General features: G+C 52.2%; 13 protein-coding genes and 1 tRNA gene. 9 read left to right on the top strand and 5 right to left on the bottom strand.

All coding sequences use genetic code 11. The annotated features are described in order from the left end of the window. The first annotated feature begins 130 nt into the window (after positions 1 to 130). From IPL32_15850 to IPL32_15840, 3 genes are all read left to right on the top strand, one after another. Positions 131 to 6,190: a VCBS repeat-containing protein gene (locus tag IPL32_15850; GenBank protein MBK8467291.1), complete on the top strand. Its 6,060-nt coding sequence runs from the start codon at positions 131 to 133 to the stop codon at positions 6,188 to 6,190. A gap of 824 nt (positions 6,191 to 7,014) precedes the next feature. Next, entirely contained in the window at positions 7,015 to 9,210 is a 2,196-nt protein-coding gene (locus IPL32_15845) for a hypothetical protein (protein MBK8467290.1), read from the top strand. Beyond that, the gene (locus tag IPL32_15840; protein ID MBK8467289.1) at positions 9,207 to 13,484 is read left to right on the top strand and encodes a hypothetical protein; all 4,278 of its coding nucleotides are present in this window, start codon (positions 9,207 to 9,209) and stop codon (positions 13,482 to 13,484) included. The genes IPL32_15845 and IPL32_15840 overlap by 4 nt, the downstream gene beginning before the upstream one ends. Before the next feature lie 657 nt (positions 13,485 to 14,141). Here IPL32_15840 and IPL32_15835 read toward each other — a convergent pair. Together IPL32_15835 and IPL32_15830 are read right to left on the bottom strand one after the other, a co-directional pair. Continuing rightward, positions 14,142 to 14,218 (bottom strand) — tRNA-Arg (locus IPL32_15835). Positions 14,219 to 14,283: 65 nt separating this feature from the next. After that, complete coding sequence (locus tag IPL32_15830) at positions 14,284 to 14,745, bottom strand: cytochrome c (GenBank protein ID MBK8467288.1); 462 nt, start codon at positions 14,743 to 14,745, stop codon at positions 14,284 to 14,286. Between the two features lie 125 nt (positions 14,746 to 14,870). Between IPL32_15830 and IPL32_15825 the strand changes: the two genes are divergently transcribed. Both IPL32_15825 and IPL32_15820 read left to right on the top strand, forming a co-directional pair. Further along, positions 14,871 to 17,198: a penicillin acylase family protein gene (locus tag IPL32_15825; GenBank protein ID MBK8467287.1), complete on the top strand. Its 2,328-nt coding sequence runs from the start codon at positions 14,871 to 14,873 to the stop codon at positions 17,196 to 17,198. A 36-nt stretch (positions 17,199 to 17,234) separates the two neighbouring features. Next, a complete protein-coding gene (locus IPL32_15820; GenBank protein MBK8467286.1) occupies positions 17,235 to 18,131 on the top strand; it encodes a tetratricopeptide repeat protein in 897 nt (298 codons plus the stop codon). Positions 18,132 to 18,169: 38 nt separating this feature from the next. Here the strand turns inward: IPL32_15820 and IPL32_15815 are convergent, their stop codons facing one another. After that, positions 18,170 to 18,307 carry a hypothetical protein gene (locus IPL32_15815; GenBank protein ID MBK8467285.1) on the bottom strand — a complete coding sequence of 46 codons (138 nt, stop codon included), beginning with the start codon at positions 18,305 to 18,307 and terminating at the stop codon, positions 18,170 to 18,172. A gap of 49 nt (positions 18,308 to 18,356) precedes the next feature. Here IPL32_15815 and IPL32_15810 point away from each other — a divergent pair, with 49 nt between their 5' ends. Then, positions 18,357 to 19,148: a hypothetical protein gene (locus tag IPL32_15810; protein ID MBK8467284.1), complete on the top strand. Its 792-nt coding sequence runs from the start codon at positions 18,357 to 18,359 to the stop codon at positions 19,146 to 19,148. Positions 19,149 to 19,263: 115 nt separating this feature from the next. Here IPL32_15810 and IPL32_15805 read toward each other — a convergent pair whose 3' ends face one another. Both IPL32_15805 and ruvX read right to left on the bottom strand, forming a co-directional pair. Next, a complete protein-coding gene (locus tag IPL32_15805; GenBank protein ID MBK8467283.1) occupies positions 19,264 to 19,494 on the bottom strand; it encodes a hypothetical protein in 231 nt (76 codons plus the stop codon). 460 nt (positions 19,495 to 19,954) lie between these two features. After that, positions 19,955 to 20,446, bottom strand: a complete 492-nt coding sequence (gene ruvX / locus IPL32_15800; protein MBK8467282.1) for a Holliday junction resolvase RuvX — start codon at positions 20,444 to 20,446, stop codon at positions 19,955 to 19,957. Between the two features lie 172 nt (positions 20,447 to 20,618). Between ruvX and IPL32_15795 the strand changes: the two genes are divergently transcribed. From IPL32_15795 to IPL32_15785, 3 genes are all read left to right on the top strand, one after another. Continuing rightward, on the top strand, positions 20,619 to 21,920 hold the full coding sequence (locus IPL32_15795; protein MBK8467281.1) for a PDZ domain-containing protein: 1,302 nt from the start codon (positions 20,619 to 20,621) through the stop codon (positions 21,918 to 21,920). A 175-nt stretch (positions 21,921 to 22,095) separates the two neighbouring features. Beyond that, positions 22,096 to 22,482 (top strand): GNAT family N-acetyltransferase, encoded by a 387-nt coding sequence (locus IPL32_15790; GenBank protein MBK8467280.1) that lies wholly within the window; start codon positions 22,096 to 22,098, stop codon positions 22,480 to 22,482. A 30-nt stretch (positions 22,483 to 22,512) separates the two neighbouring features. Then, positions 22,513 to 23,535: a hypothetical protein gene (locus IPL32_15785; GenBank protein MBK8467279.1), complete on the top strand. Its 1,023-nt coding sequence runs from the start codon at positions 22,513 to 22,515 to the stop codon at positions 23,533 to 23,535. Positions 23,536 to 23,537: the final 2 nt, after the last annotated feature.

Raw genomic sequence — 23,537 nt, 5'->3', positions numbered from 1 at the left:
CGGTTCGGGTGTAACATCATTGGCTAATAAGCGTTCTCAGGCCGATCTTCTTCGCTGTTCAAGATGACCGACAGGTTCTCTCACGAGCGTGTATTGTGTATTTCCGACAGACACAAAAGGAGACCGGTCTATGCCTAAAACATCGTCGTCACGCATTTTCGTTATCACTTCAGTCCTTATCGTTCTAACAGCCATTGCTGTCAATGCCAACTGGTGGAGTGCATCGGGCTTTGGCCTATTCACGGCGAACAATGCGGCGCATGAGACTGCCGCGACTGAGGAGATCGCGGACGATCAAGTTCCGGACGGGCTGTCGTCGTCGGACTGGGAGGGCATACGAGCGGCTTATGAGGCGGGCCGCAGCAGAAGCATTGGATCCGTTGGCCAGGAAGCCTATCTCAAGCCGGAGGCCGTCGGCATCACGCAGGCAAGTGACCAGTTTGGCAACAAGGTTGCCATCTCGGGCGACACGGTGGTTGTCGGGGCGCCCAGTGAGGACAGCAGTACGACGGGCGTGAACAGCACACCCGACGAGGGCTCCAGCAATTCCGGTGCGGCCTTCGTTTTCACTCGCACCGCAGGTGTCTGGACGCAGCAGGCGTACCTCAAGCCCACCGCCATTGGCACGACACAGACTAATGACGGTTTCGGCTATTCGGTAGCCGTCTCGGGCGACACATTGGTCGTCGGAGCACGTTTCGAGGACAGCAGTACGACGGGCGTGAACAGCACACCCGACGAGAGCTCCAGCAATTCCGGTGCGGCCTATATCTTTACGAGAAGCGCAGGCGTGTGGACGCAGCAGGCCTATCTCAAGCCCGCCGCCGTCGGCACTACCCAGGCGGGTGACGAGTTCGGCTGGTCGGTGGCGGTTTCGGGCGACACGGTGGTCGTCGGGGCTTGGCAGGAGGACAGCAGCACGACAGGCGTGAACAGCTCGCCGGACGAGAGTTCCCTCTCCTCCGGTGCGTCCTACATCTTCACCCGCAGTGCCGGCGTGTGGACGCAGGAGGCGTATCTCAAGCCCGCAGCTGTCGGCACCACCCAGGCGAATGACATTTTCGGCGATTCGGTGGCTGTCTCTGGCGACACGGTGATCGTCGGCGCTACTTTTGAGAACAGCAGCACGACGGGTGTCAACAGCACGCCAAACGAGAGCTCGGGCAATGCCGGTGCAGCATACGTCTTCACCCGCAGTGCTGGCGTGTGGACGCAGGAGGCCTATCTCAAACCCGCCGCCGTCGGCACCACGCAGTCGGGTGACGATTTCGGTACCTCGGTGGCCGTCTCAGGCGACACGGTGGTCGTCGGGGCTCCCTTTGAAGACAGCAGCACGATGGGCGTGAACAGCTCGCCCAACGAGAGTTCCTTGAGCTCCGGTTCGGCCTACGTCTTCACCCGCAACGCAGGCGTGTGGACTCAGGAGGCGGATCTCAAGCCCGCCGCCGTCGGCACTACGCAGGCGGGTGACAACTTTGGCACCTCGGTGGCCGCCTCGGACAACACGTTAGTCGTCGGAGCTTGGCTTGAAGACAGCAGCACAACAAGCGTGAACAGCGCTCCAAATGAGAGTTCCACTAATTCCGGTTCCGCTTACGTTTTTACCCGCAGCGTCGGCGTGTGGACGCAGGAGGCGTATCTCAAGCCCGCCGCCGTCGGCACGACGCAGGCGGGTGACGAGTTCGGCACCTCGGTGGCCGTCTCGGGCGACACTGTGGTCGCCGGGGCTTTTTTTGAGGACAGCAGCACGACGGGCGTGAACAGCTCGCCCAACGAGGGAGCCTCCGGTTCCGGTGCGGCCTACGTCATCGCCGGTGTTGGTTTGCCGACGCTTGGCGATTATGCGGACACCTCAGTGAGTCTAAGCGGCGACACGACGATCACACCTTCGGCGACACCGGCCAATGTGACAAGTATCACTGTTTCGGCCAACACCAACTTTAAGGGCACGTTTGCTGCCGACCCGACGACAGGTATTGTAACGGTGACCGACGCACATCCTGCCGGCACTTACACCGTGACGGTGAGGGCATTTGGTCCTGGAGGGACGACGACCAAGACCTTTACGCTGACGGTCATTAGTACCCCTTGCGGGGCAGGTTTTACTGACGGTTTCACTAACGCCGCCAATGCAAACGCGGGCTCTCAGCCTAGCTCAGTCGCGATCGGAGATTTCAATGGGGACGGCGAGCAGGATCTGGCTATTACCAACGCTGTCTCAAGCACGGTCTCGATTCGTCTTGGAAATGGGTTGGGGGGCTTTAGCGGCTCAACCAATGTCAGTGTAGGCTCAGACGCCCGTTCAATCGCAATCGGAGATTTCAATGGGGACGGCAAGCAGGATTTGGTCGTTGCCTACTTTGATGCAAGTTCGGTCTCGATCCGCCTGGGAGATGGGCTGGGAGGCTTTAGCGGCTCGACCAATGTCAACGTAGGCCCTGACGCCCGTTCAGTCGCAATCGGAGATTTCAATGGTGACGGCAGGCAGGATCTGGCTGCAGCCAACTATGACTCGAACACAGTTTCGATCCGCTTGGGAGATGGTTTGGGCGGCTTTAGCGGCTCAACTAATATCAACGTAGGCTCCAATCCCTTTTCAGTTGCGATCGGTGATTTCAATGCCGACGGCAACCAGGATCTGGCTGTTGTCAACCACCTTTCAGCCACAGTTTCGATTCGCCTGGGCAATGGCTCGGGTGGCTTTAGCGTCTTCACTGAGGTCACCGTGGGCACAAATCCTATTTTTGTCGCGATCGGGGATTTCAATGGGGACGGCAAACAGGATCTGGCCGTGACCAACTATGTCTCAAACACAGTCTCGATCCGTCTTGGCAATGGCTTGGGTGGCTTTAGCGGCTCAACTAATATCAGCGTGGGCACTGGTCCCGTTTCAGTTGCAATCGGAGATTTTGATCGAGACGGCGATCAGGATTTTGCTGCGGTCAACTCTAACTCAGACACAGTTTCGATTCGTTTGGGAAATGGATTGGGCGGTTTCAGCAGCTCAACTAGTGTAAGCGTGGGTTCTGGGCCCAATTCAGTCGCGATCGGAGATTTCAATAGTGACGGCAAGCAGGATCTGGCTGTGACCAACCCAGACTCAAACACCGTTTCGATCCGTTTGGGCTCTTGCGTGGCGACAACCCCAACTTCGACAAATACGGCTACGAATACTCCGACAAATACTGCGACAAATACTGCGACAAATACACCGACTAACACGGCAACTGCTAGCGCAACGAATACGCCAACACCTTCATGTGCGCAGGTTATCGAGAATTTCGACGGGGCTGTTCCGCCTAACTATGAGGTCGCCTATACAGGCGACGCGCCCTACACCAAAACCATTTCCGGAGGTTCCGTCGGCGGTGATATCAATGGCAACATTCATCAGAATGCATTCATCTTGTCGAACTTCGACGTCATACTCCACGATCAAAGCGGGACAGGTCGTTTCCTGTATCATCAGACGGTGGCTGATCTTGCCGCACCCTCTTATGCCGGTAAGGTTTGGGGGACGGTCTCGCCCGTGCCGGTGATCCCGAATACCAGTTATGTTTTTTCATTCTACTTGACGAATCGAACCCCCGGCAACCCTGCTCAAATTGAACCGCGCATCAATGGTGTCGCTATTGCACCGGCTGTGTCGGCTCTTGGATTTTTCGGCTCCGGGAACCCGGCTCACAAATGGCAGCAATTCTCCTTCCAATGGACTTCGGACGGAAGCGGGACACCGGTGGATCTGAGTTTGTGGAACCTGGAGGCTACTGGTGCCGGAAACGACTTCGGGATCGATACGATCACGCTGGTGTGCACACCAACTCCAACTCCAACGCTGACGAACACCGCAACGGCCACTGCCACTGCTACCCCAACAAATACGCCGACACCTACTCCAGCATGCAAGGGAATCCTCGATCCGACATTTGACATCGACGGGTTGGTCACGACCGATGTTTCGCTGACCGGCACCGATCATGCCCACGCAGTTGCCATACAGCCAAACGACGGGATGATAGTCGCCGCCGGATATTCCAAGGTCGGCTCGAACTATGACTTCGCTCTTGCCCGCTACGACACGGCTGGCTCGCTTGATCTCCAATTCGGCGGCAATAGCACTGGTACAGTCACGACCGATGTTTCGCCGCTCCAAAATGACTACGGCCGCTCAGTTGCCATTCGGCCTGACGGAAAGATCGTCGTTGCGGGAGATAGTAAGAGCGGTGGGTACGTTGCTTTCTCCGTTGCTCGATACCTCTCGACCGGCTCGCTCGATGGCTCATTTAACGGCACCGGCAAGGTTATAACCAATATCCTGACCAAAAATGATAAGGGCAAGGCAGTTGCCATACACTCGGACGGCGTTGGCGGCTATAAGACAGTCGTGGCCGGATGGAGCAAAGGTCAAGGACATTCTGGTTCGAGTTTCACAGTTGTCCGCTACCTAGACGACGGCACGCTCGATCCGTCATTTAACGGCACCGGCAAGGTCACGACCCCGATCGGGAATGGGCACGATTCTGCCCTCGCAGTTGCCGTATACCCGGACGGCCTTGGCATGGGCGGCTATAAGATAGTCGCGGCCGGGCATAGCAATAACGGCTCGAACTATGATTTCGCTCTTGTCCGCTACAACGACAGCGGCACGCTCGATGCCTCATTCGGAGGCGGAATAGTCACGACCGGATTCATCTCGGGTCAAGATGATTTCGCCAGCTCAGTTGCCGTACAACAGGTCGGCCCGAACAGCTGGAAGACACTCGTGGCCGGATATAGCAAGACGGGCTCGAAACCGAATTTCGCTCTTGCCCGCTACCTGGACAGCGGTGCGCTCGATAACACATTTGACACTGACGGCATGGTCACGACGCAGATCTCCGCTGGATACGATGTGGCCAAGTCCGTTGCGATACAGCCTGACGGAAAGATAGTCGCGGCGGGAAGTGCCAATACCGGCTCGGCCACGGATTTTGCTCTTGTCCGCTACTTGGACAACGGCTTGCTCGATACCACATTCGGCATCCTCGGCACAGGCATCGTCACGACGCCGATCTTGACCAAACAAGATGCCGCCTGGTCAATGGCGATCCAGGCTGACGGAAACATAGTTGCGGCCGGAAATAGCTCGGACAACGGCTCGATCTTTGAATTCTCTCTTGCCCGTTACACCGGCTCCTGTGCGGCACGCTCAGCGAGGGGGAGTAGTCCAACGGCGTCGCCTACACCGACGGAGGACCCGACCATATCGGGAACGGTTACTTACGGCAACGAATTATCACCGCCGAAGTTTGTCTCGAACGCAGCGGTAACCGGGGACGGATTGCCCTTTGTGTCCACGACGACCGATGCCTCCGGCCAATACTCGCTAACCGGATTCAGCGACGATGTTTACTCAGTGTCGCTGTCGAGGCCATTAACACATAACGGCATATCCTCAAACGACGCGGCGAGAGTTGCACAACACGTTTCGGGGATCAGCCTGCTTCCTACTCCGGTAAGGAACATAGCAGATGTCAGCGGCAACGGCGTTATCTCTTCAACAGATGCCGCAAAGATCGCCCAGTTCGTTGTCGGGCTTCCATCTACCCCGCCGAATCTGTCCGGGACATGGCAATTCTTTGTGGCTCCGGGGCCATCCACTTTCCCGGCCGGTGAGTATCCGGAAGAAACATCATATCCTTTGGTCACAGAGAGCATCACGGGCCAGGATTATGTCGGCATTCTGTTTGGCGAGGTAACCGGCAACTGGAATGCTGCTCTTCCGCGTCCGGCTCAAGGTGGCGAGGGGAGCGTGGCTGTCGAATTGCCGTCGGTTGTTGCTTCGACTGACAAAGAGATCGTTGTGCCGGTTAATGTTGAGGGTATTGCTAACAAAGGCGTGATCTCGTATGAGTTTGATCTAAGGTATGATCCTTCGGTGATGCAGCCGCTTGTTGAACCAGTCGATGTTTCGGGAACCGTAAGTCGCGGGCTTTCGGTTGTGACAAATGCGACCAAACCTGGACTTTTGCGAGTAGTTATTTACGGGGCGTATCCGATAGATGAGAATGGTGTGCTTTTGAATCTTAGGTTTTCTTCTGTTGGAGTTGTTGGTTCGGTTTCGCCGATCTCGTTCGAGCGGATCATGTTCAACGAGGGCGACACGCAAGTGTCAGTGGCTAATGGTCTGGTCGAGATTGTGGGGAATTAAAAAGGAGAAGAATTAGAGGCGAAACGACACGGTTCAGCCAAAGGCCGATATCTACCGCATGGTGTCTTTCTGGAACGTCGATAGTCTTCGCTATATCACATCCTTGACAGCGGAATTGTATGAACATTTTACTCTCCTCGAAAACTCAAAAGTGTAACAGTTACACTCATTAAAATCAACAACTTACAGACATTTTGGCCTCAAAAGTCCAATTCTTCAAGACCTTTTGCCCTGACAGTTTCGCTGTTTTTCTCTTCCCATTCTTCCTTGTAAATTTCCTTCTCTGCAATGGCAAATCCTCGCTTGTCGATGTCCATTTGAGAGACGGTTTCGCCGATCTCGTTTGAGCGAATAACGTTCAACGAGGGCGACACGCTAGTAACGGTGGCTGATGGTTCGGTCGAGATAGTAAGTAACTGAAAAGGAAAAGAATTAGAGGCGAACCACGCGATTCGACCTAAGTGAGATATCTACCGCATGATGCCTTTTAGGTACGTCGATAGTCCGTGCGATGTCGCATCCTGGACAACGAAATTGTATGAACATTTTACTCTCCTCGAAAACTCCAAAGTGTAATTATTACACTCAATAAAATCAACAACTTACAGACTTTTGGACCTCAAAAGTCCAGTTCTTCGAGACCTTTTGGCCTGACAGTTTCGCTGTTTTTCTCTTCCCATTCTTCCTTGTTCTTGTTCATTGCCCAAAGTAAAACACAGGCTAATGTTGCGTGATTCTTCGGCCAATTCCCTGTTTTTTGTCCTACTTTACCGTTTTTTTACGCATTGATTTATGAATTCTGCGATTTTCCAGACGGAGACATTATGAACAACCGAATCGGCGACGGTAATAGTGCAAAAAAGTATTTTTTTCTTAGAACGAGATGGCTCATGCTCACAGTATTTGCTGCGATCATTGCTCTCGGGATATCTTCCCTCGCACTTTATACGAAAGCGGCAGCACAGCCAGTTAAGGGTACGGAAACAGCCGCCCCATTAGCCGGTGACTATGTATTTCGCCAGCGGATAGCCAATCCGGGCGGGACATCGGACTACTTTTGTTTCGATGTTTCAGGCAACACCGCTATTCTTGGCAGCCAGAACATTGGCGGCAGTTTTGATGTGGTCGTATGGAACGGCGATGAGTGGTCGATCCAGCAAACGCTCGTTCCTTTCCCTGGTTCGGAAAGTGGGTATATTGTGGCCAAAATATCTGGCAACCGGATAGCGATATCCAAGGTTGGAGACTCGTTTGCGGGTCTGGTCATATACCTCCGAACCGGTTCAACATGGTCCATCGAAGACACTATCCCGGCAAACGAATCACCATTCCTTCTTGACATGAGCGACAGTGTGATATTGATCTCGAAACCCGGCGCACTGATCAATAATGAGCGTTATACAGGCGCAGTCGATGTTTACCGGCGAAATGGTTCTGAGTGGGGTTTAACACAAACGCTGACCGGATTATCGCCGACTACTGAGTACGGCTTTGGCTACCAAACAAGCATTTCAGGGAACACTGCCATGATCGTCGCGAGACCTTGGCCACCTAATCTTGACTATAGCGTCTATTTTTTTGTTGATAATGGCAGTTCCTTCGTCCTGCAAGAAAGAATGTTTCCCCTCAATAACGGATTCAATGAAGTCAGCTTTATTGATCTTGACGGGGACACGGCAGTGCTAAGTTGTTCTTCGCCCCAATGTAATGTCCAACCGCCCGGCGTTTATCAGCGCACGGGAAACGACTGGACCTTCTTTCAAAGTCTCGTGACCGGCGGGGGAGTATTAATGAAACTTGCCGGCGATAAGATCGGCATACCGCAGGTAAATGGGACAACGCATATTCACACTCGCGGCCCTACGAATTGGACACCCACGCAGGTTATACCGGCCCCTCCTAACTCCCCAGGAGCCGCCACCCAGATTTTTATGGATGGGAGATGGCTGCTTAATAATAACCCGGAGCCAACCGGGCCAAACGAACGCGGAGCAATATATTTCTACGATCTCGGTGCGTCGGGTGAGGTCAAGATGAGGCGGCCGAGTACGGCATCGCTGACTCAGGCGAGTATCGATCAGGGGTTAGTAAATATAGATGCTCCGCTTGAATTCAATACAAGCCGAGTGGAGTTGGAATTGGCACCGATAGTCGAGAAAGGGCTTGTGGCGGACGGAGTGACGCCGCTTTTGTTCGATCTTGAGATCCCGGAGGAGGACATAGCGGGAACGAGTGTTGCGGCTGAGGTCGAGATCGAGGTCATGGGCGGCGGAACGATCGACGGCGATGTCCTGGAAGACCGGATGCGTTATCTTGGTTTGAACGGTTGGGACACCGTGCCGCAATTCACCTTTACAAAAAGCGAGAACAAACATTTTGCTTATCTCGGGCCTATCGGCTCAGACGAATTGCAATTCGATAGCGGTGAAAATGAGATCGAGGTCAAACTAAGTCTTCGCTCACAAGGGACGAGCGAAGAACTCGGCTCAAAGACGTTCTACATACGCAAACCACCGATCGCTTTAGTTCATGGCTATAACACGGACGGAACCTGGGGCGATGCCTTTGCCGGTGTGCTTGCTACATCAAGGCCCAGATTTGAAGACGGCGAAGAGGACTTCATTCGAACCATTAGATACGGACAGGAACCGGCAAGCGCCGGAGACACTGAGAAACAGAACACGGTGCTCACGTTCGGACAGTTGGTGCCGATGCTCGAAGGCGAGATCGCCGAGATGCGCCAGTCCATAAGGTCGGAATGGGCAATGACCCGGCACGATGTAGTTGCTCACAGCCAGGGAGGCATTTTGTCGCGTCTATTATGCTCACAAAATTCGAGCCAGTTTCTTCCGCAGCCTTTTAGAAATCCAGACAACTTCAATCGCGGTCGCTTTCATCGCGTCGTCACGATCGGTTCGCCGCACAACGGAACGAGGCTCGTGCGCTACATGGAGGCATTGAAAGCTCGATTTGGCGGCTCGCCGAGCCGTTTCTCGCTCCGCTCGTATCACAGCTTTTGATATCTAACGGCACGGCACAGAACAAGTTCGATCCAGCCGGAGGACAGATCGCGACGATCAATGCTCCATCTCCGAGCTCTCCGTGGTACCCGGACCAGTCAGCGAAGTTCCATCTTGTCAAGACAACGGTCAATTTTGGCGAGTCACCGGATTCGAAGGCGTTCAGCCTTTCGGATTACGGTCTGGGTCTGAACAATATTAACGGTGCCGCAGTTTTGCCGAGAGGGTCGGACGGTGTCGTGGACTCGGATAGTATGATCGCCACATCGCCCGAAGCCGGTCAATTGCCTCCAGCGAATTCATATGCGATGCCAAACAATTTTCTGATCTCTCATGCTTTTGTTTCCATCAATGGCACTGACCTGTTTGGCGGCGATGTTGGCCAGGTACAGGCAGCAGATGTCGCGATCCATGTGATCAAAGCACTCGACCAGGAGAATACAGTCCCGGCGGGTGACCGTGTCTTTGGCTCATTCAGATTGGCGGCGCCGCTGCCTCAATCGGTGTTTGACGATATTGAAGAGGCAGCGGAGTACGTAACGCCGGGATTGGCAAACACCATAGAGCTGCTCGGAACGCGCTCCTCTGTAAGGAATAGCGGTTCGGTCATTACGAAGATCTTCCAATTCGCTCCTCCGGCGGGCAGTACGCTTGCGATCGCGCCTTTCTGGACAGTTGAGCGATACGGGCCAGGCGGGATAAGCACCAACGGAGTGGAGTTACTCCCCGTCGCCGGCAATCCATCGCAAATTCAGGTGAACATACAACCCGATGCTGTAGGTGATTTTCTATTGTTTGCGACTGGGACGATGACCAACGGAAATGTCATCATGGCTCAACCGATATTGGTACACACTATCGAACCAGATCCCGGCCTGTATCAGCTGTCGTCAATATCCGTTAAGCCCGTAGCCGGCAGCTATAATGCCGGCGGAGGGATCGAGCCCAGACTCTGGGCAACCTATGAAGATACCACTCCCGGCAATCCTCCGATGACTATTCAGAGGTTTCTGGCGAGGCCTGAAGCCGCCATAGTTTCCGGTAACAACGGTATCGTTAATGTTGATGACGCTGGTGCATGGAAGTTCGTTTCTGCGGGAAGCACAAGCGTAAACGTTACCTGGAGAGGAATCATTGGAGTTTCAGAATTCGTCGTATCCGGGGAAGGCGGCCCAGTCTCAACTCCGACTTCGACACATACCTCGACGCCGACATCTACGGCGACAGCGACGAGCACGCCGACAAATACGGCAACGGCAACGCCTACAAGTACGCCGACCGGTACTCCGCTTCCTACATTTACTGTCACTAACACTAATGACAGCGGCCCGGGCAGTTTGCGGCAGGCGATCATAAACGCGAACGTATTGGCAGGCCCCAATTCGATCGTATTCGATTCGTCGTTTAATTCTCCGCAGACCATCACATTGACTTCGGCGACGATTTCGATCGTGAACAACAGCGGTGCTTTGACTATTTACGGGCCGGGAGCGAATCTTTTGACCATCAGCGGTAACAATGCGATGGGCATTTTTACGATAAATAACAGCGGAGGAGTTGCCGTGATAACGATCGGCGGAATGACCCTGACCGGCGGAAATGGCACCCACACGGGATTTGCAAATCTTGTGGGCGGTGCAGTTCGAAATGCTGCATCTTTAATATTGAGAAATGTCGTTGTGACCGGAAACACGGCTGCGTTTGGAGGCGGCGTCTATACAGGAGGAACCAGCGGCAGCTTGACCATTGCGGACTCCACGATCTCAAACAACACCAGCACCAATCAAGGCGGCGGCGTTCATAGCGATCTCACGGTGACTATCAGTAATTCGACAATAACGGGCAACACGGCTGCCCGTGCAGGCGGCGGCCTTTTTACATCAATCGGAACAGCCGCCATCACCGGCTCGACCTTCTCGAATAATAGCGTTGTCGGCCCAAGTATTGTCGGCGGCGGAGGCCTCAGTCTTTTTCAGACTACGGCAAATATTACAAACTCGGTGATCAGCGGCAATTCTGCAACAGGCGTTGATGGGCTCGGCGGCGGCATTCGGAGCGCGGGTACAGGCAGCCTCACTCTCACTTCATCAACCGTCACCAATAATACTTCGTTCGGCGTTGCCGCAGGTATTTACATGATCGGAAGCGGCAGCTCACTAAACTTAACAAACAGCACCATCTCAAACAACACTGCCAACACGGACCTCAACTCGGTGGGTGACGGCGGCGGGGTTTATGCCGGAAGCGGCACGACTTCAACGATCTCTAATTCGACGATCAGCGGCAATCAGGCGCTCGGTTCCGCGTCAGGTGCGGGCAATGGCGGCGGAATTTTTATGGACGGCGCGATGACATTGACGAACAGCACCATCAGCGGCAACACAGCTGGCAGAGATGGCGGCGGGTTACTCGACAGGACCGGCGGAGCAGTAACCGTTAACTATTCAACTATCGTCAATAATGCAGCGGGAAACACCGGCGGCGGTGTAAATGCTTTAGACACCGTGAGCATTAGTGGGGTAATCATCGCCAACAATACTGCTGTCTCCGCTGGACCGAACGGCATAGGAACGTTCAATTCGCAAGGGCATAATTTGATCGAGGATCCAACTAACTTAACTATCACCGGAACATCGACGGGCAATATAACCGGACAAGACCCGAACATCGGCCCATTGCAGAATAATGGAGGAGTAACTTTTACACACGCTCTGCTGCCCGGCAGCCCTGCAATAGATCAGGGAGCAAGCGGCGCATTAACGGAAGACCAGCGTCAGCAGACACGTTTTGTTGATGATCCATCGATAGTAAACGCCTCTGGCGGCAACGGAGCCGACATCGGAGCGTATGAGGTTCAGCCCATTATTCAGTTCAGCTCGGATGCATATTCCACGTTTGAAAATGCCGTTTCTGCAACTATAACCGTCAACCGCATCAATGGTAGCGAAGGTGTTGATACTGTGCAATATGCCACGAGCAATGGCACTGCGACCGGCGGAGCAAGCTGCGGCGGCGGTGTCGATTATGTGAACCTCTCGGGAACGTTGACCTTTAACGCAGTTGAAACAAGCAAGACTTTTAATGTAACGCTTTGTAACGATAGCCTGTTCAAGGGCAGTGAAACAATAAATCTTGCATTGTCGTCACCTGTCGGGGCTCTGGGAACACCGGCTGTAGCAGTCTTGACAATATTTAGCGACGACTCTCCGACGCCGACCTCGACGAGTATATTCACACCGACAAATACGGCAACTAATACCGCTACAAATACAGCGACTCCGACTCCGACTGTTGCCGGAACGCCATCGATCAGCGGAACTGTAACGTATGGCAACGCCATTCCAGCGGCGACGCGGTTTGTTTCGAATGTATTGATAAACGGTGCGGGTGCTTCAAATGTTTCTACAACGACGGCCGCTCCCGGGGCAATTGCGGGGCAGTACACGTTGATGGGGTTTGGTGCGGGTTCCTATACTGTTACTCCGACAAAAACGGGCGGCGTGAACGGCTCAGTAAGTTCTTTCGATGCGGCAAGGATCTCACAGCACGTTGCCGGTCCGCCCAATCCGCAGTTGACCGGAAATCAGCTAATTGTCGCCGATGTGAGCGGCAATACTTCCGTTACGTCGTTCGATGCGGCAATGATCGCGAAATTCGCCGCCGGGCCTCCATACGCAGCTCCGGGGATCGGGTCCACAGCGATATGGAGATTTACGCCAGTAAACAGAAACTACGCATCGGTCGCAAGCAGCATCGCGGGAGAGGATTATTCCGCATTGCTGATGGGCGAAGTTACGGGCAACTGGAGCAATTCAGGAGCGAGGCCGGCGGTCAGTAGGCCGAAGGCGGAAGCAAAAAGCAGCGGACCGGAAAGAGGTATTACAGTTGGATTGCCGACGCTCACTGCTGTTGATAAAGATATCATGGTGCCGGTGAGTGTTCTGGGGATTGCGGATAAGAGCGTGATCTCATATGAATTCGACCTTCGATATGATCCTACGGTGATGCAGCCTCTGGCTGAGCCTGTTCATGTTTTGGGAACTGTCAGCCGAGGGCTTTCGGTTGTGACGAACTCCTCTGAACCAGGCCTATTGCAAGTTGTTGTTTACGGGGCCTATCCAATAGACGAGGACGGCGTGCTTTTCAATCTCAAATTTACGTCGGTCGGTTGGGCTGGTGCGGTTTCACCGCTTTCGTTTGAACGGATTATGTTCAACGAAGGCGACACGCTAGTATCGGTCGTTGATGGTCTGATCGAGATTGTAGATAACTGAAAAGGCGAAGAATTAGCGGAGAAATGACGGTCCAGCCAAAGCGAGATATCTACTGCATGGTGTCTTTCAGGTACGTCGATAGTCTTCGCAATGTCACATCCTGGAGAGCGGAATTGTATGAACATTTTACTCTCCTCAAAACCTCAAAAGTGTAACAGTTACACTCATTAAAATCAACAACTTACAGACATTTTGGCCTCAAAAGTCCAATTCTTCAAGACCTTTCGGCCTGACAGTTTCGCTGTTTTTTTCTTCCCATTCTTCCTTGTAAACCTGCTTCTCCGCAATCGCGAATCCACGCTTGTCAATCGGCATATCTGAGATCGCTCTATCGGTTACTTGACGTGTGGGTACCTTTTGAATCGGCATGGCCCTACAACTAGGATTTACAAAGTTTTACAGCTCGCTTTGATGAAGTCAATATTGTCCCTGTAATTCTAACCTTAGGGAAGTGTGCGGTGGTGGATTAGAGCAAGGTGAATTCACGACAGAATGTGCGCTAATCAAAAGTATTTATACACACAGTATCAATATCAAAGGAATTTAACGTCTCGAATCCGTTTGTGAAGACGTTGCGATATTTATCCAAAAGGTGAGTAAAAGGGTGAGTTTGAAGAAACAAAAGAGGGCGTGAATTCATCTCACGCCCATTTTTATTGGTACACCCGGCAAGATTCGAACTTGCGACCCTCTGATTCGAAGTCAGATACTCTATCCAGCTGAGCTACGGGTGCATGCAAAAGAAGATTCTAGGTTCTGACTCATGCAATTGCAAATTACATCACATTGGCGGCAACAATTAGAACTTTCGTATCTTTTGAATGATCGACTTGATCTCTTCGTCAGAAAGCTTGCCCTTAAATGCAGGCATTCCTTCGTCAGGCACGCCTTGTTTGATCTCTGCCAACAGCTTGTCGTCAGACTTAGCTTTGATCTTCGCGGAGGTTAGATCATCAGGACTGATCGTCTTGCCTTCTAACGTCATCTTGCCGCCCTTGCCTGAGTCTTTGTGACAGATCATGCAGTTCTGTGCATAAAGGTCGACCGGCTTGTCATCAACCGCCGTGTCTGTAACCGCCGCAGATCTACCTGCGCGCAAATTATTAGCCACACTAGTCGTGCTATTGGTGGAAACAGGTACATTTTCAACCGTGCGGCTGACATTTGTATTATTGACATTAGACGTTGTCGGAGGTTGTGCGCAAGAAAATACGAAAGCGGAAAATACCGAAATTAAGATGACCAATTTGAGCGAATTCATTCTGTATCTCCAAAAGAATTTGATTAGGAACCAGAAAAAGTTTAACTTAAGGGCGAAGGCGAATCAACAGACCAACGTTAATTGAGACGTAGATTACTTGTGTGATTTCTTACATTAATTTCATTATGAAAATCATCATTCTAAAGTCGTTAGCTATTGTTATGTTCCTTTGTTTTTCCGGATCCGCGCTGGTTCCGCCGACCAAGATATCTGTGGACGGATTGAAGTCCGAAGTGGCGATCCGGCGTGATGATCGCGGAATCCCCTATATCGAAGCAAAATCAGATGCCGATCTTTATTTTGCTCAAGGTTATGTGACCGCAAGCGCCCGTCTGTGGCAGATGGACGTGATGCGACGACTGGCGAGAGGGCAATTGGCGGAGGTCTTTGGTGAGGTTCGGCTTGAAGAAGATAAACGATGGCGGCGGTTTGGTTTTTCGGGCATTGTCGAAAAGAGTCTGGAATCGGTAAAGCCCGAGTCGCGTGCATTGCTCGACAGCTACGCTCGCGGCGTCAACGCTTACATCGCGACGCTTGACGAAAAGACCACGCCGCCCGAATTTACTATCTTGCAGTACAAACCGACGCCTTGGCTGGCTTCGGATACGCTTATTATCGGAGCGATCCTGGCCGATGCACTTAGTTCGACTTGGAGATTAGATCTGATCAAGGCTTCTCTCAGTGGAATTGACAAACAGAAGTACGCCGACCTAACCGATCCGGTCACGCCTTACGATGTGGTGTTGTTCGGCAAAGACTCCAAACAATCGGCAGCGGTATCGGGATTAGGAATCGAGCCGGCGGCAGATGCTCTTGCGATGGCGGAAAGAGACGCTGTGCTGCGTGAGAGTTCGCTTACAACGGTCGGGCTGTATGCCGAAGAACTCGCTGCCTCGAACAACTGGGTCATCTCAGGAAAGCGAACCGCCGACGGCAAGGCGATGCTGGCAAGCGATCCGCATTTGTCGCCGACGACGCCCGGCATATGGCACCTTGTCGATCTCAGGACGCCGACAATGCATGTTGCTGGTGTGACGGTTCCTGGGCTTCCGGGTGTTGCGATCGGACATAATGAATCGATCGCTTGGGGAATGACCAACGTCGGGCCTGACGTTCAGGACCTCTACGCTGAGACGTTCAATGCCGCCGGCGAATACAAAACGCCTACCGGCTGGGCTAAACCGGTCCTTCGAAAGGAAACAATAAAAGTTCGCACGAATCCGTTAAAGACCGACACCAGTGAGCAGACGATCGAAGTGATGGAAACACGCAACGGCGTTGTCATAACGGAAGAGACCGGCAAAAAATACGCTCTAAAATGGACTGCTCGCGACCCGATGAACATGGGCATCGACGCGTTCTTCCTTATCAACCGTGCCAAAGACTGGCCGACTTTCAAGAACGCTCTGAAGGCATACACCGGCCCAACACAGAACTTTGTTTACGCTGATATCAAGGGCAATATTGGCTGGTACGCTGCCGGCCGGATCCCGATCCGCAAGACCGGTGACGGCTCTTTACCCTATGACGGTTCGACGACGGATGGAGATTGGCTGGGCAACATTCCGTTTGAAGAATTGCCGCACCTTTACAATCCGCCCGACGGTTTTATAGTCACTGCGAACCAGCGAATAGCCGGCACGGATTACAAATATCCGCAGATGACTCGCGTTTACGGCTCGGCGCGTGCACGCCGGATATACGACCTTCTTTCTAAGAACAAAAAGGTCACGATGGACGATTCGCGCGACATTCAGCATGACGTTTACAACTGGCCGCTCGCTGCTTTTGCAAAGACTCTGGTCGCCGAAGGTACGATCTCTGCTGAATCTCTTTCAGTTTTGAAAGACTGGGACGGCAAGATGACTCCTGACAGCCGCGGCGCAGTTCTCGCAAATGAGATCAACACCTGTGTCGTCAATAAAATGGCTGAAGACAACAAACCGGTACCTGCGTTTTTAATTCGCCCGCGTGTTTTCGATCTGGCCATTCGTGAAAAGCTTCCGCGTTGGCTTCCGGCGGGATTTAAAAACTATGGAGAGTTTTACAAGGCTTGTGATGGAATTGTTCGCAGCGATCTCGCGGCCTCGAAAACATACGGTAGCGATCCGTCTGGCTGGGTTTGGGGCAAATCGTTCACTTCGCGATTTCCGCATCCGCTTGCTGCGGTTCCGCTCATTGGCGGGCAGTTTTCAACGCCCAATGTCGGCATTTCGGGCAGCAATAATACGCCGAACGTCGGTTCCGGCGTCTCAATGCGACTAATCACCAGCCCCGGCAACTGGGACGCAACCCGCCACGTGATCCCAATGGGCCAAAGCGGCAACCCAAGATCACCCCACTTCAAAGACCAATTCGAATTATGGCGAACAGGCAACCCGGCGATCTTTCCATTCACCAAATCAGCGGTTGAAAAAGCTGCGACCGAGATCGTCGTGATGACGCCAAAATAGCTGTCTGGATTTATTGACTCGTAAGAACGCAACATTATGAATATTCGCACCAATATTTTGACGATCTTCGTTTTGTTATTTCTCACGGCAGCGGGCTTGGGGCAGGCGACGCCTCAGCGGACGCCGACGGCGGCGGAGCTGGCGGCTCTTAAGGCTGAGAATGCGCGTATCGAGACGCAGAATGCGGGGATGGCTAGGGCTTTGGCTGATGGGAATGCGGCGTTTGCGGCGAAGAATTTTGCCGGTGCGATCGCGATATTCGATGTGGCGATAAAGGATTATCCCGGTCATCCGGCGCTTGCTGCGCTTGCGACAAACGCTTCTGTCGCTCGTCGTTTAGAGGCGGTCGAGCATTACAACGCGTCGGTCAAGGCCCCGGCGGGAACGGTTCGCGAAGCGGAGTTGCAGCTCTTTCGCGAAGGCGTTGCCGACGCCGACAAACGTGCCAGAGCGGCGGTCGAACTCGCCAGAGATGCCGATAAGAATCCGCGTTTGGCTGGCGACAAAACGCACGATCAAATGCAAAAAGCGTTGCTCGCACGAGTCGATGCCGCTTCGCTGATCGCTCGATTTGTGGCGCGATCGGTGTCCGAAGAGACGCATCAGATATTTTTGCAGTATCTGTCGTACCAAAAAAATCCAGTCGAGGTCCGCACGGCTTGGCTAAAGCTCGCGAGATTGTATTCCGATACCGGCGAGTTTCAAAAGGCCGTCGCGATCTACGACCACATGCTCCGCGAAGCCCCCGATAATACCGAGGCACTATATTACGCCGGCTTCTCGCTCGTCAGCCTTGCCGAAAGGCCCGGCCTCGTCATCGCCGCTGCTCACCTAAAGAAATTTCTCGCCCTCGCACCGGCAACTGACCCAAACCGAAAAGACGCGCAGGACCTACTCGACTACCTAAGCTCCGAAGGCATCGTGCCTAAATAGCATTAGCAGCCCGCCGAAACTTTACCATCGTCAGAAAATCAGGATCGTCCTTTAAGCAGATCAACTGCGACGGCTTTATCTTTAGACTCCACCGCTTCGAAATGTCCCTCACCGGCAACTGCACCGGCTGCCGCAGAACCTTCTTTCCCGTCTTTTTCTTTCTTAGATACAGGCATGTTTTAATAGTTCCTATGTGCACCTAAACTACTAACGAATGCAAAAATAATGGGTTTAACGAAGAAACAATATATCGAACTTCACAGTCACTTTTTCGAACTTAGAGGTGAGCAGGGACGGGATTTGTGCGAAATTCTCGATTACGACGAGTACGAAGATATCACAACAGGTCAATTCGCCGGCCCGTATATGCGCGTTGTGTCAGACGCCCAAGCCGGCGTCAACGAGCTACTAAACTGGATAAATCATTTCGCAAGGACAATCAGCGACATCGAGGCGTGGACTCAAGTGCTTAATGAGATTCGCGACAAAGATGAACGTTTCTCCACGCTGTTTGAAGTTGTTTCACCTGTGGCGTTCATGACGATGAGTTTTCCGGCGGCGATTCGGGGTAAGCTGGTGTTCACGTCAGCGAGAGCGATCAGAGACTTGTTCAATCTAAAGAAATCGAAGGGGAAGGTGATATTTGATCACGAGCTTTCTGAAAAACGATTAAGTCAGCTAGCTCTGGAGGTACCCGAGCCATCGATAAAGGACCCGTTGGGTCGATTCATAAGCAAACTAGAACAGATCGACGGCGACGAATTCCGACAGGTCACCATGAACTATCGGAACCGGGCAAATCATCAAATCGCTCCAAATATTGAGTATGGTGAAAGACTTGTATTCGCGCCGTTGTCCGGTAAGGGTTTCGAAGGTTTCTCATTTGGCGTTGAACACGCAATCCGGCTTTGCGATTTGATTGAGCCTCTGAAGCAGCAGCATAGCGAATGCTGCCTCGTATACAAGGCGTTCTGGGATGTCGTTATTGCGATAAATCGCTGGACACGAATGAATTAGTTCTGCTTCAAAGAAAGCCACAGATCTCTAAGCATGGACCAGTATTCCTCATGCTTTTCGACACTGTATATAAATGGGGCCGTATCGAGGTAAACTAGTGAGGAAGGCGGAAAGGTTAGTTGTCCCATGAATCCCGCTCCGATTGCAGGTGTTTATCGACCGAGTCTGTATCTTTGAAAACTGCTTCGCTGGGAAGGCTTTCGAGTAATTCCAAAGCCGAACGATGGCCATTCGTACCCGGCACATCTTCGCGGGCATGTTCCATGATTATCTCCGCAAGCCGAATCCTGTCGTCAGGAGGCAGTGGCAAAACGGTTTGCTGATATATCGTCTCAATACTTGGCATATCACGGGAATTCTATCACTATTTCTCTATTTTTGAAATGACTTTGTAAATTCTAATTATGTGTCGATTGAGGTCGGAAAGTTACGTCAAATCGAGAAAGTTGCGTCATATCGAGAAAGTTGGTCTTCCAATTTGTCTCGAAATGCGCTAGGTTGAGTCGGGAACTGCTGTATGGCGATTCGGGATCTTTGAAAATATGTCCGTCATACTTCAGTTTGACGGCTCGGCAAACAAACTGAAGTTTGTTGGACATCTCTGCAATCCTTTTGCGAAAAAAAACACTGGGACAGTGGGACACTTGGGACAGGCAAGCAAAAATGGACCAACTCTCTTAACTGCAATAGTTAGCCGCTGCGCAGTGCGGAAGGCGGTATGAATAAGTATGAAATATTCATACTTATTCATACAAATTGTTAAAGATCATGCAGTTTTTCGGATTGGGAGGCTCATTGTTTCGCCCTTACTGACGCGAGGGCTTTTGCATCTGGGAATCAAGGAAATCGCTGAGGATGATCGCGGCGGCTTCGCTGTCGACTAGTTTGCGTGTTTCATCAAGGGTTTTGCCTTGTTCCCAGAGGCGGGATTTTGCTTCGTAGGATGTGACGCGTTCGTCTTGGAGAAAGACGGGAATTTCGAGCGAGAGTGAGAAGTTTTTGGCCATTCGGCGGGCTTCGGCGGACATTTCACTTTCGGTGCCGTCCGATTCGAGTGGCAAACCTATCACGAGGGCTTTGGCATCAAATTCGGAGACGAGATCTTTGATATGCAAGAGCAGCTTTTTCCAGCTTTTGCGTTCAATAACGGCGAGCGGACGCGTGGTGATACGCATTTCGTCGCAGACGGCAACGCCGCAGCGTTTTGTGCCGGGATCGATGGCCAGAATTCGACCAGTTGCAGGAACCGGAAAAAGCTCTGCAAGTCCGTCGTCATTAGTTGTTTTATTTTGTTGCACTTGTTATTGGCGTTAAGGGATAATTGGTCTTTCGGGCAGAAACGCGACAGTTATGGAGCGTGCCCATTCAAAGTCGGCACGCTCGTTAACACTCGCGTTTCTGCCGATTAGAACAAATTGTTATTCGAACACGTAATAGACACGGTTTAGGATTATCATACGAGGTTATTATATGTCATTTCGCGGTAAGGTTTGGATCCTGGTCATTTCCGGCGTAATTGCCGTCTATGCGGTCATTGGCGGAATGCCGTTTGTCGGCTCCATTCTTACGACATCGGCACAGCAGCCTGCTAATGATTCGGCCGCTCAACTTCGAATTGTCGAATCCGTCCTGAATCATATCCAAAACGATTACGTCGATGAGCCTAATATGGAGAAGGTAAGGCTCGGAGCACTTCGCGGCCTGGCTGGCGGACTTGATCCGTACTCATCATTTTTGACTTCCGATCAGGTAAAGGCCTATGAAGCCAGCAAGACCTCAAACAAGGTCGGCATCGGCGCCGAATTTTCTCAGATCTCCGGCTTTGTGTATGTAATTTCGTCGATCAAAGGCTCACCTGCCGAAAAGGCCGGTATCAAGGGCGGCGATTTTATCGAATACATAGATAACAAAGCAACACGTGACATTTCGCTTTATGACGCACGCCAGTTGATCAACGGAGACGCGGGAACAACTGTTGCCTTGCGTGTTCTCCGTGCCGGTGAAAAACCACAGACGATCAAGATCGTTCGCGGCACATACAAAATTCCCGTCGCCGAATCGCGTATCGAAGCAGGCAAGATCGGCGTTATTAAGGTTTACAGCCTCGAGGAAGGCGAAGGTAACGACATTCGTTCACAGGTGTCGAGCCTGATGAAGCAAGGCGTCCAGAAGATCGTTCTCGACCTTCGCGGCGTTTCCGCCGGAACCCTTGCCGAAGGCGTTTCTGTCGCAAATCTTTTCATCAAGGACGGCGACATCGCCAAAGTGATCGGACGTGAGAACAAAGTGCAGACTGCTTACACTGCTGAGTTTGCGAAAGCTTTGTTTGATGGAAATCTTGCGGTCCTGGTCGATATTGGAACGGCCGGAGCTGCTGAAGTTGTTGCGGCAGCAATCCTCGAACGCAAACGCGGCGAGGTCATCGGTGAACGCAGTTTTGGTTCAGGCACTGAACAGAAGCTGTTTCCGCTTTCGAGCGGCGGCGGCTATCTTTTGACAGTTGCGAAGTGGGCAGGCCCAAGCGGAACACCATTGCTCGGCGAAGAACGTCCAACGACAGGCGTCAAGCCATCCATCGAGGTCAAACGTGCCGACACGCCCGAACCGCTCGACGTTGACAGCCTGACAGAACAACAGGACGGTCCAAATCCGCAGCCGAGTGCAACGCCTAAACCCGCTCAAACTAAAGTTGTAGAAGATATTCAACTCAAAAAGGCCCTCGAGGTGCTGCAGGACAAACCGGCGGCAGCGAAATCCGCAACCGCCAACTAATTTAGTTCACACGCTCAAAAAAGCCGGGCCTCTGTGTCCGGCTTTTTCTGTTGTTATGACGGCACAAGACTGTTAGAATCAGTTTTCAATGGCATCAATGATCTCAGGGACAGATACTGTCTTTTCGATACGGCCGCTTGATGAAAGCGACTTGGGCGAATGGCTGCGTCTGAGAATGATGCTTTGGGACGAATCAGATGAGGACGACCACAAGGACGAAATGGTCGATATCATCGAACACGCAGATTCGCAGTTGGTCGTTGTTGCCGACACCGGCGACGGACACTTAGCGGGATTTCTCGAGGCAAGCATCCGCGCACATGTCGAGGATTGCGATACGGAAAATGTCGGTTATCTCGAAGGCTGGTATGTCGAAGAAAGTTCACGGCAATTAGGCATCGGCGGCAGGCTTGTTGAATATGCCGAAAAATGGGCTCGGCAAAAAGGCTGTACGGAGATGGCCTCTGATGCAGAAGTCGATAACACCGTGAGCCTGGAGGCACATTTGCGATTGGGCTACGCCGAAACTTCGCGCCTCGTACACCTCAGAAAAGAGCTTTAAGTGAGATCTATTCGAAACAATAGTTTAAGAATGTTGGCTCTCGCATTTTGCGCGTTCTGCTTTTGCTTTACCGTTACCGCACAATCAAACGATCAGAATTTTCCAACCGCGATAACCACAAATGAGATCGACGGAGTGATAAAAGTTCGCGACATTGGCGACTCGCGTTTGACATCGTATTTTTATTCCTTCGACGGCGTGCAAGGCGATATTTTTATCAATGTAGTCACAAAGAACTTTACCGGTGATATTGATGTATTTTCGGTAGATGGATTGCGGCCGCTGACGAAGATGGTGATCTATTCAGACGGCGGCGTAAGTGAGACAGGAAGGCTCGTTTACCTGCGAAAGCCGGAAAGGTTATTACTTCGCGTCGAAGGCCGTTCACCAAATGATGATCCGGCGACCTTTAAGATCAAATTTGCCGGAAGCTTTGTCGCTTTGTCTGGCCAGAAATCGCAAGATGCTCCGACTATCAAAGGTGCCGAGGTCAATGCGGAATCAGGTGTTCGCGTTAATTCTGTTGGAACGATAATTGAGGTCATTCCGAAACCTCAGCCATCTGCAAAACCAACTCCTGACGCTAAGGAAGCCATAGCAGCCGTCGAGAAAAGAAAACCGGAACCAGTTAAAAAGCCTTCGCCGCCAGCAACGGTGAAAAAGGAAAGCAAAGAGAATGTCGCTGTAGCCAAGGTGGTTGAGAAAAAACCGGCACCGCCAAAAGCGCCGCCCGCAGAAATTGACAAAAAAAATCCGCCTCCGGCGAGTAAACCAGCAAAGAAAGCTAGTGGCTCTGAAGTGAAGACTGTTTTTGGAAAGAACACAAAGCCAAAGGCAACGCCTAAAGCAGAAAAGCCACCGGCACCAACACCATCTGATCCGATGGCAAGCATTCGACTTGTCGTCCAGCTAAAAGACGGTAAGGTTATCGAACGCCCGATGAGCGAGATCACCACATTTAGAGTCGATAATGGCGTTTTGACCGTTATCGCTAAAGACGGAAAGACGGTCAGATATTCGATGTTAGAAGTCGCAAAGGTAACGATCGAATAATT

It is taken from the genome of Chloracidobacterium sp. (genome assembly GCA_016711345.1).
Lineage (GTDB): Bacteria > Acidobacteriota > Blastocatellia > Pyrinomonadales > Pyrinomonadaceae > OLB17.
Note: the sequence above shows the minus strand (reverse complement) of the source record. Positions and strands in the feature narration are given on the sequence as shown.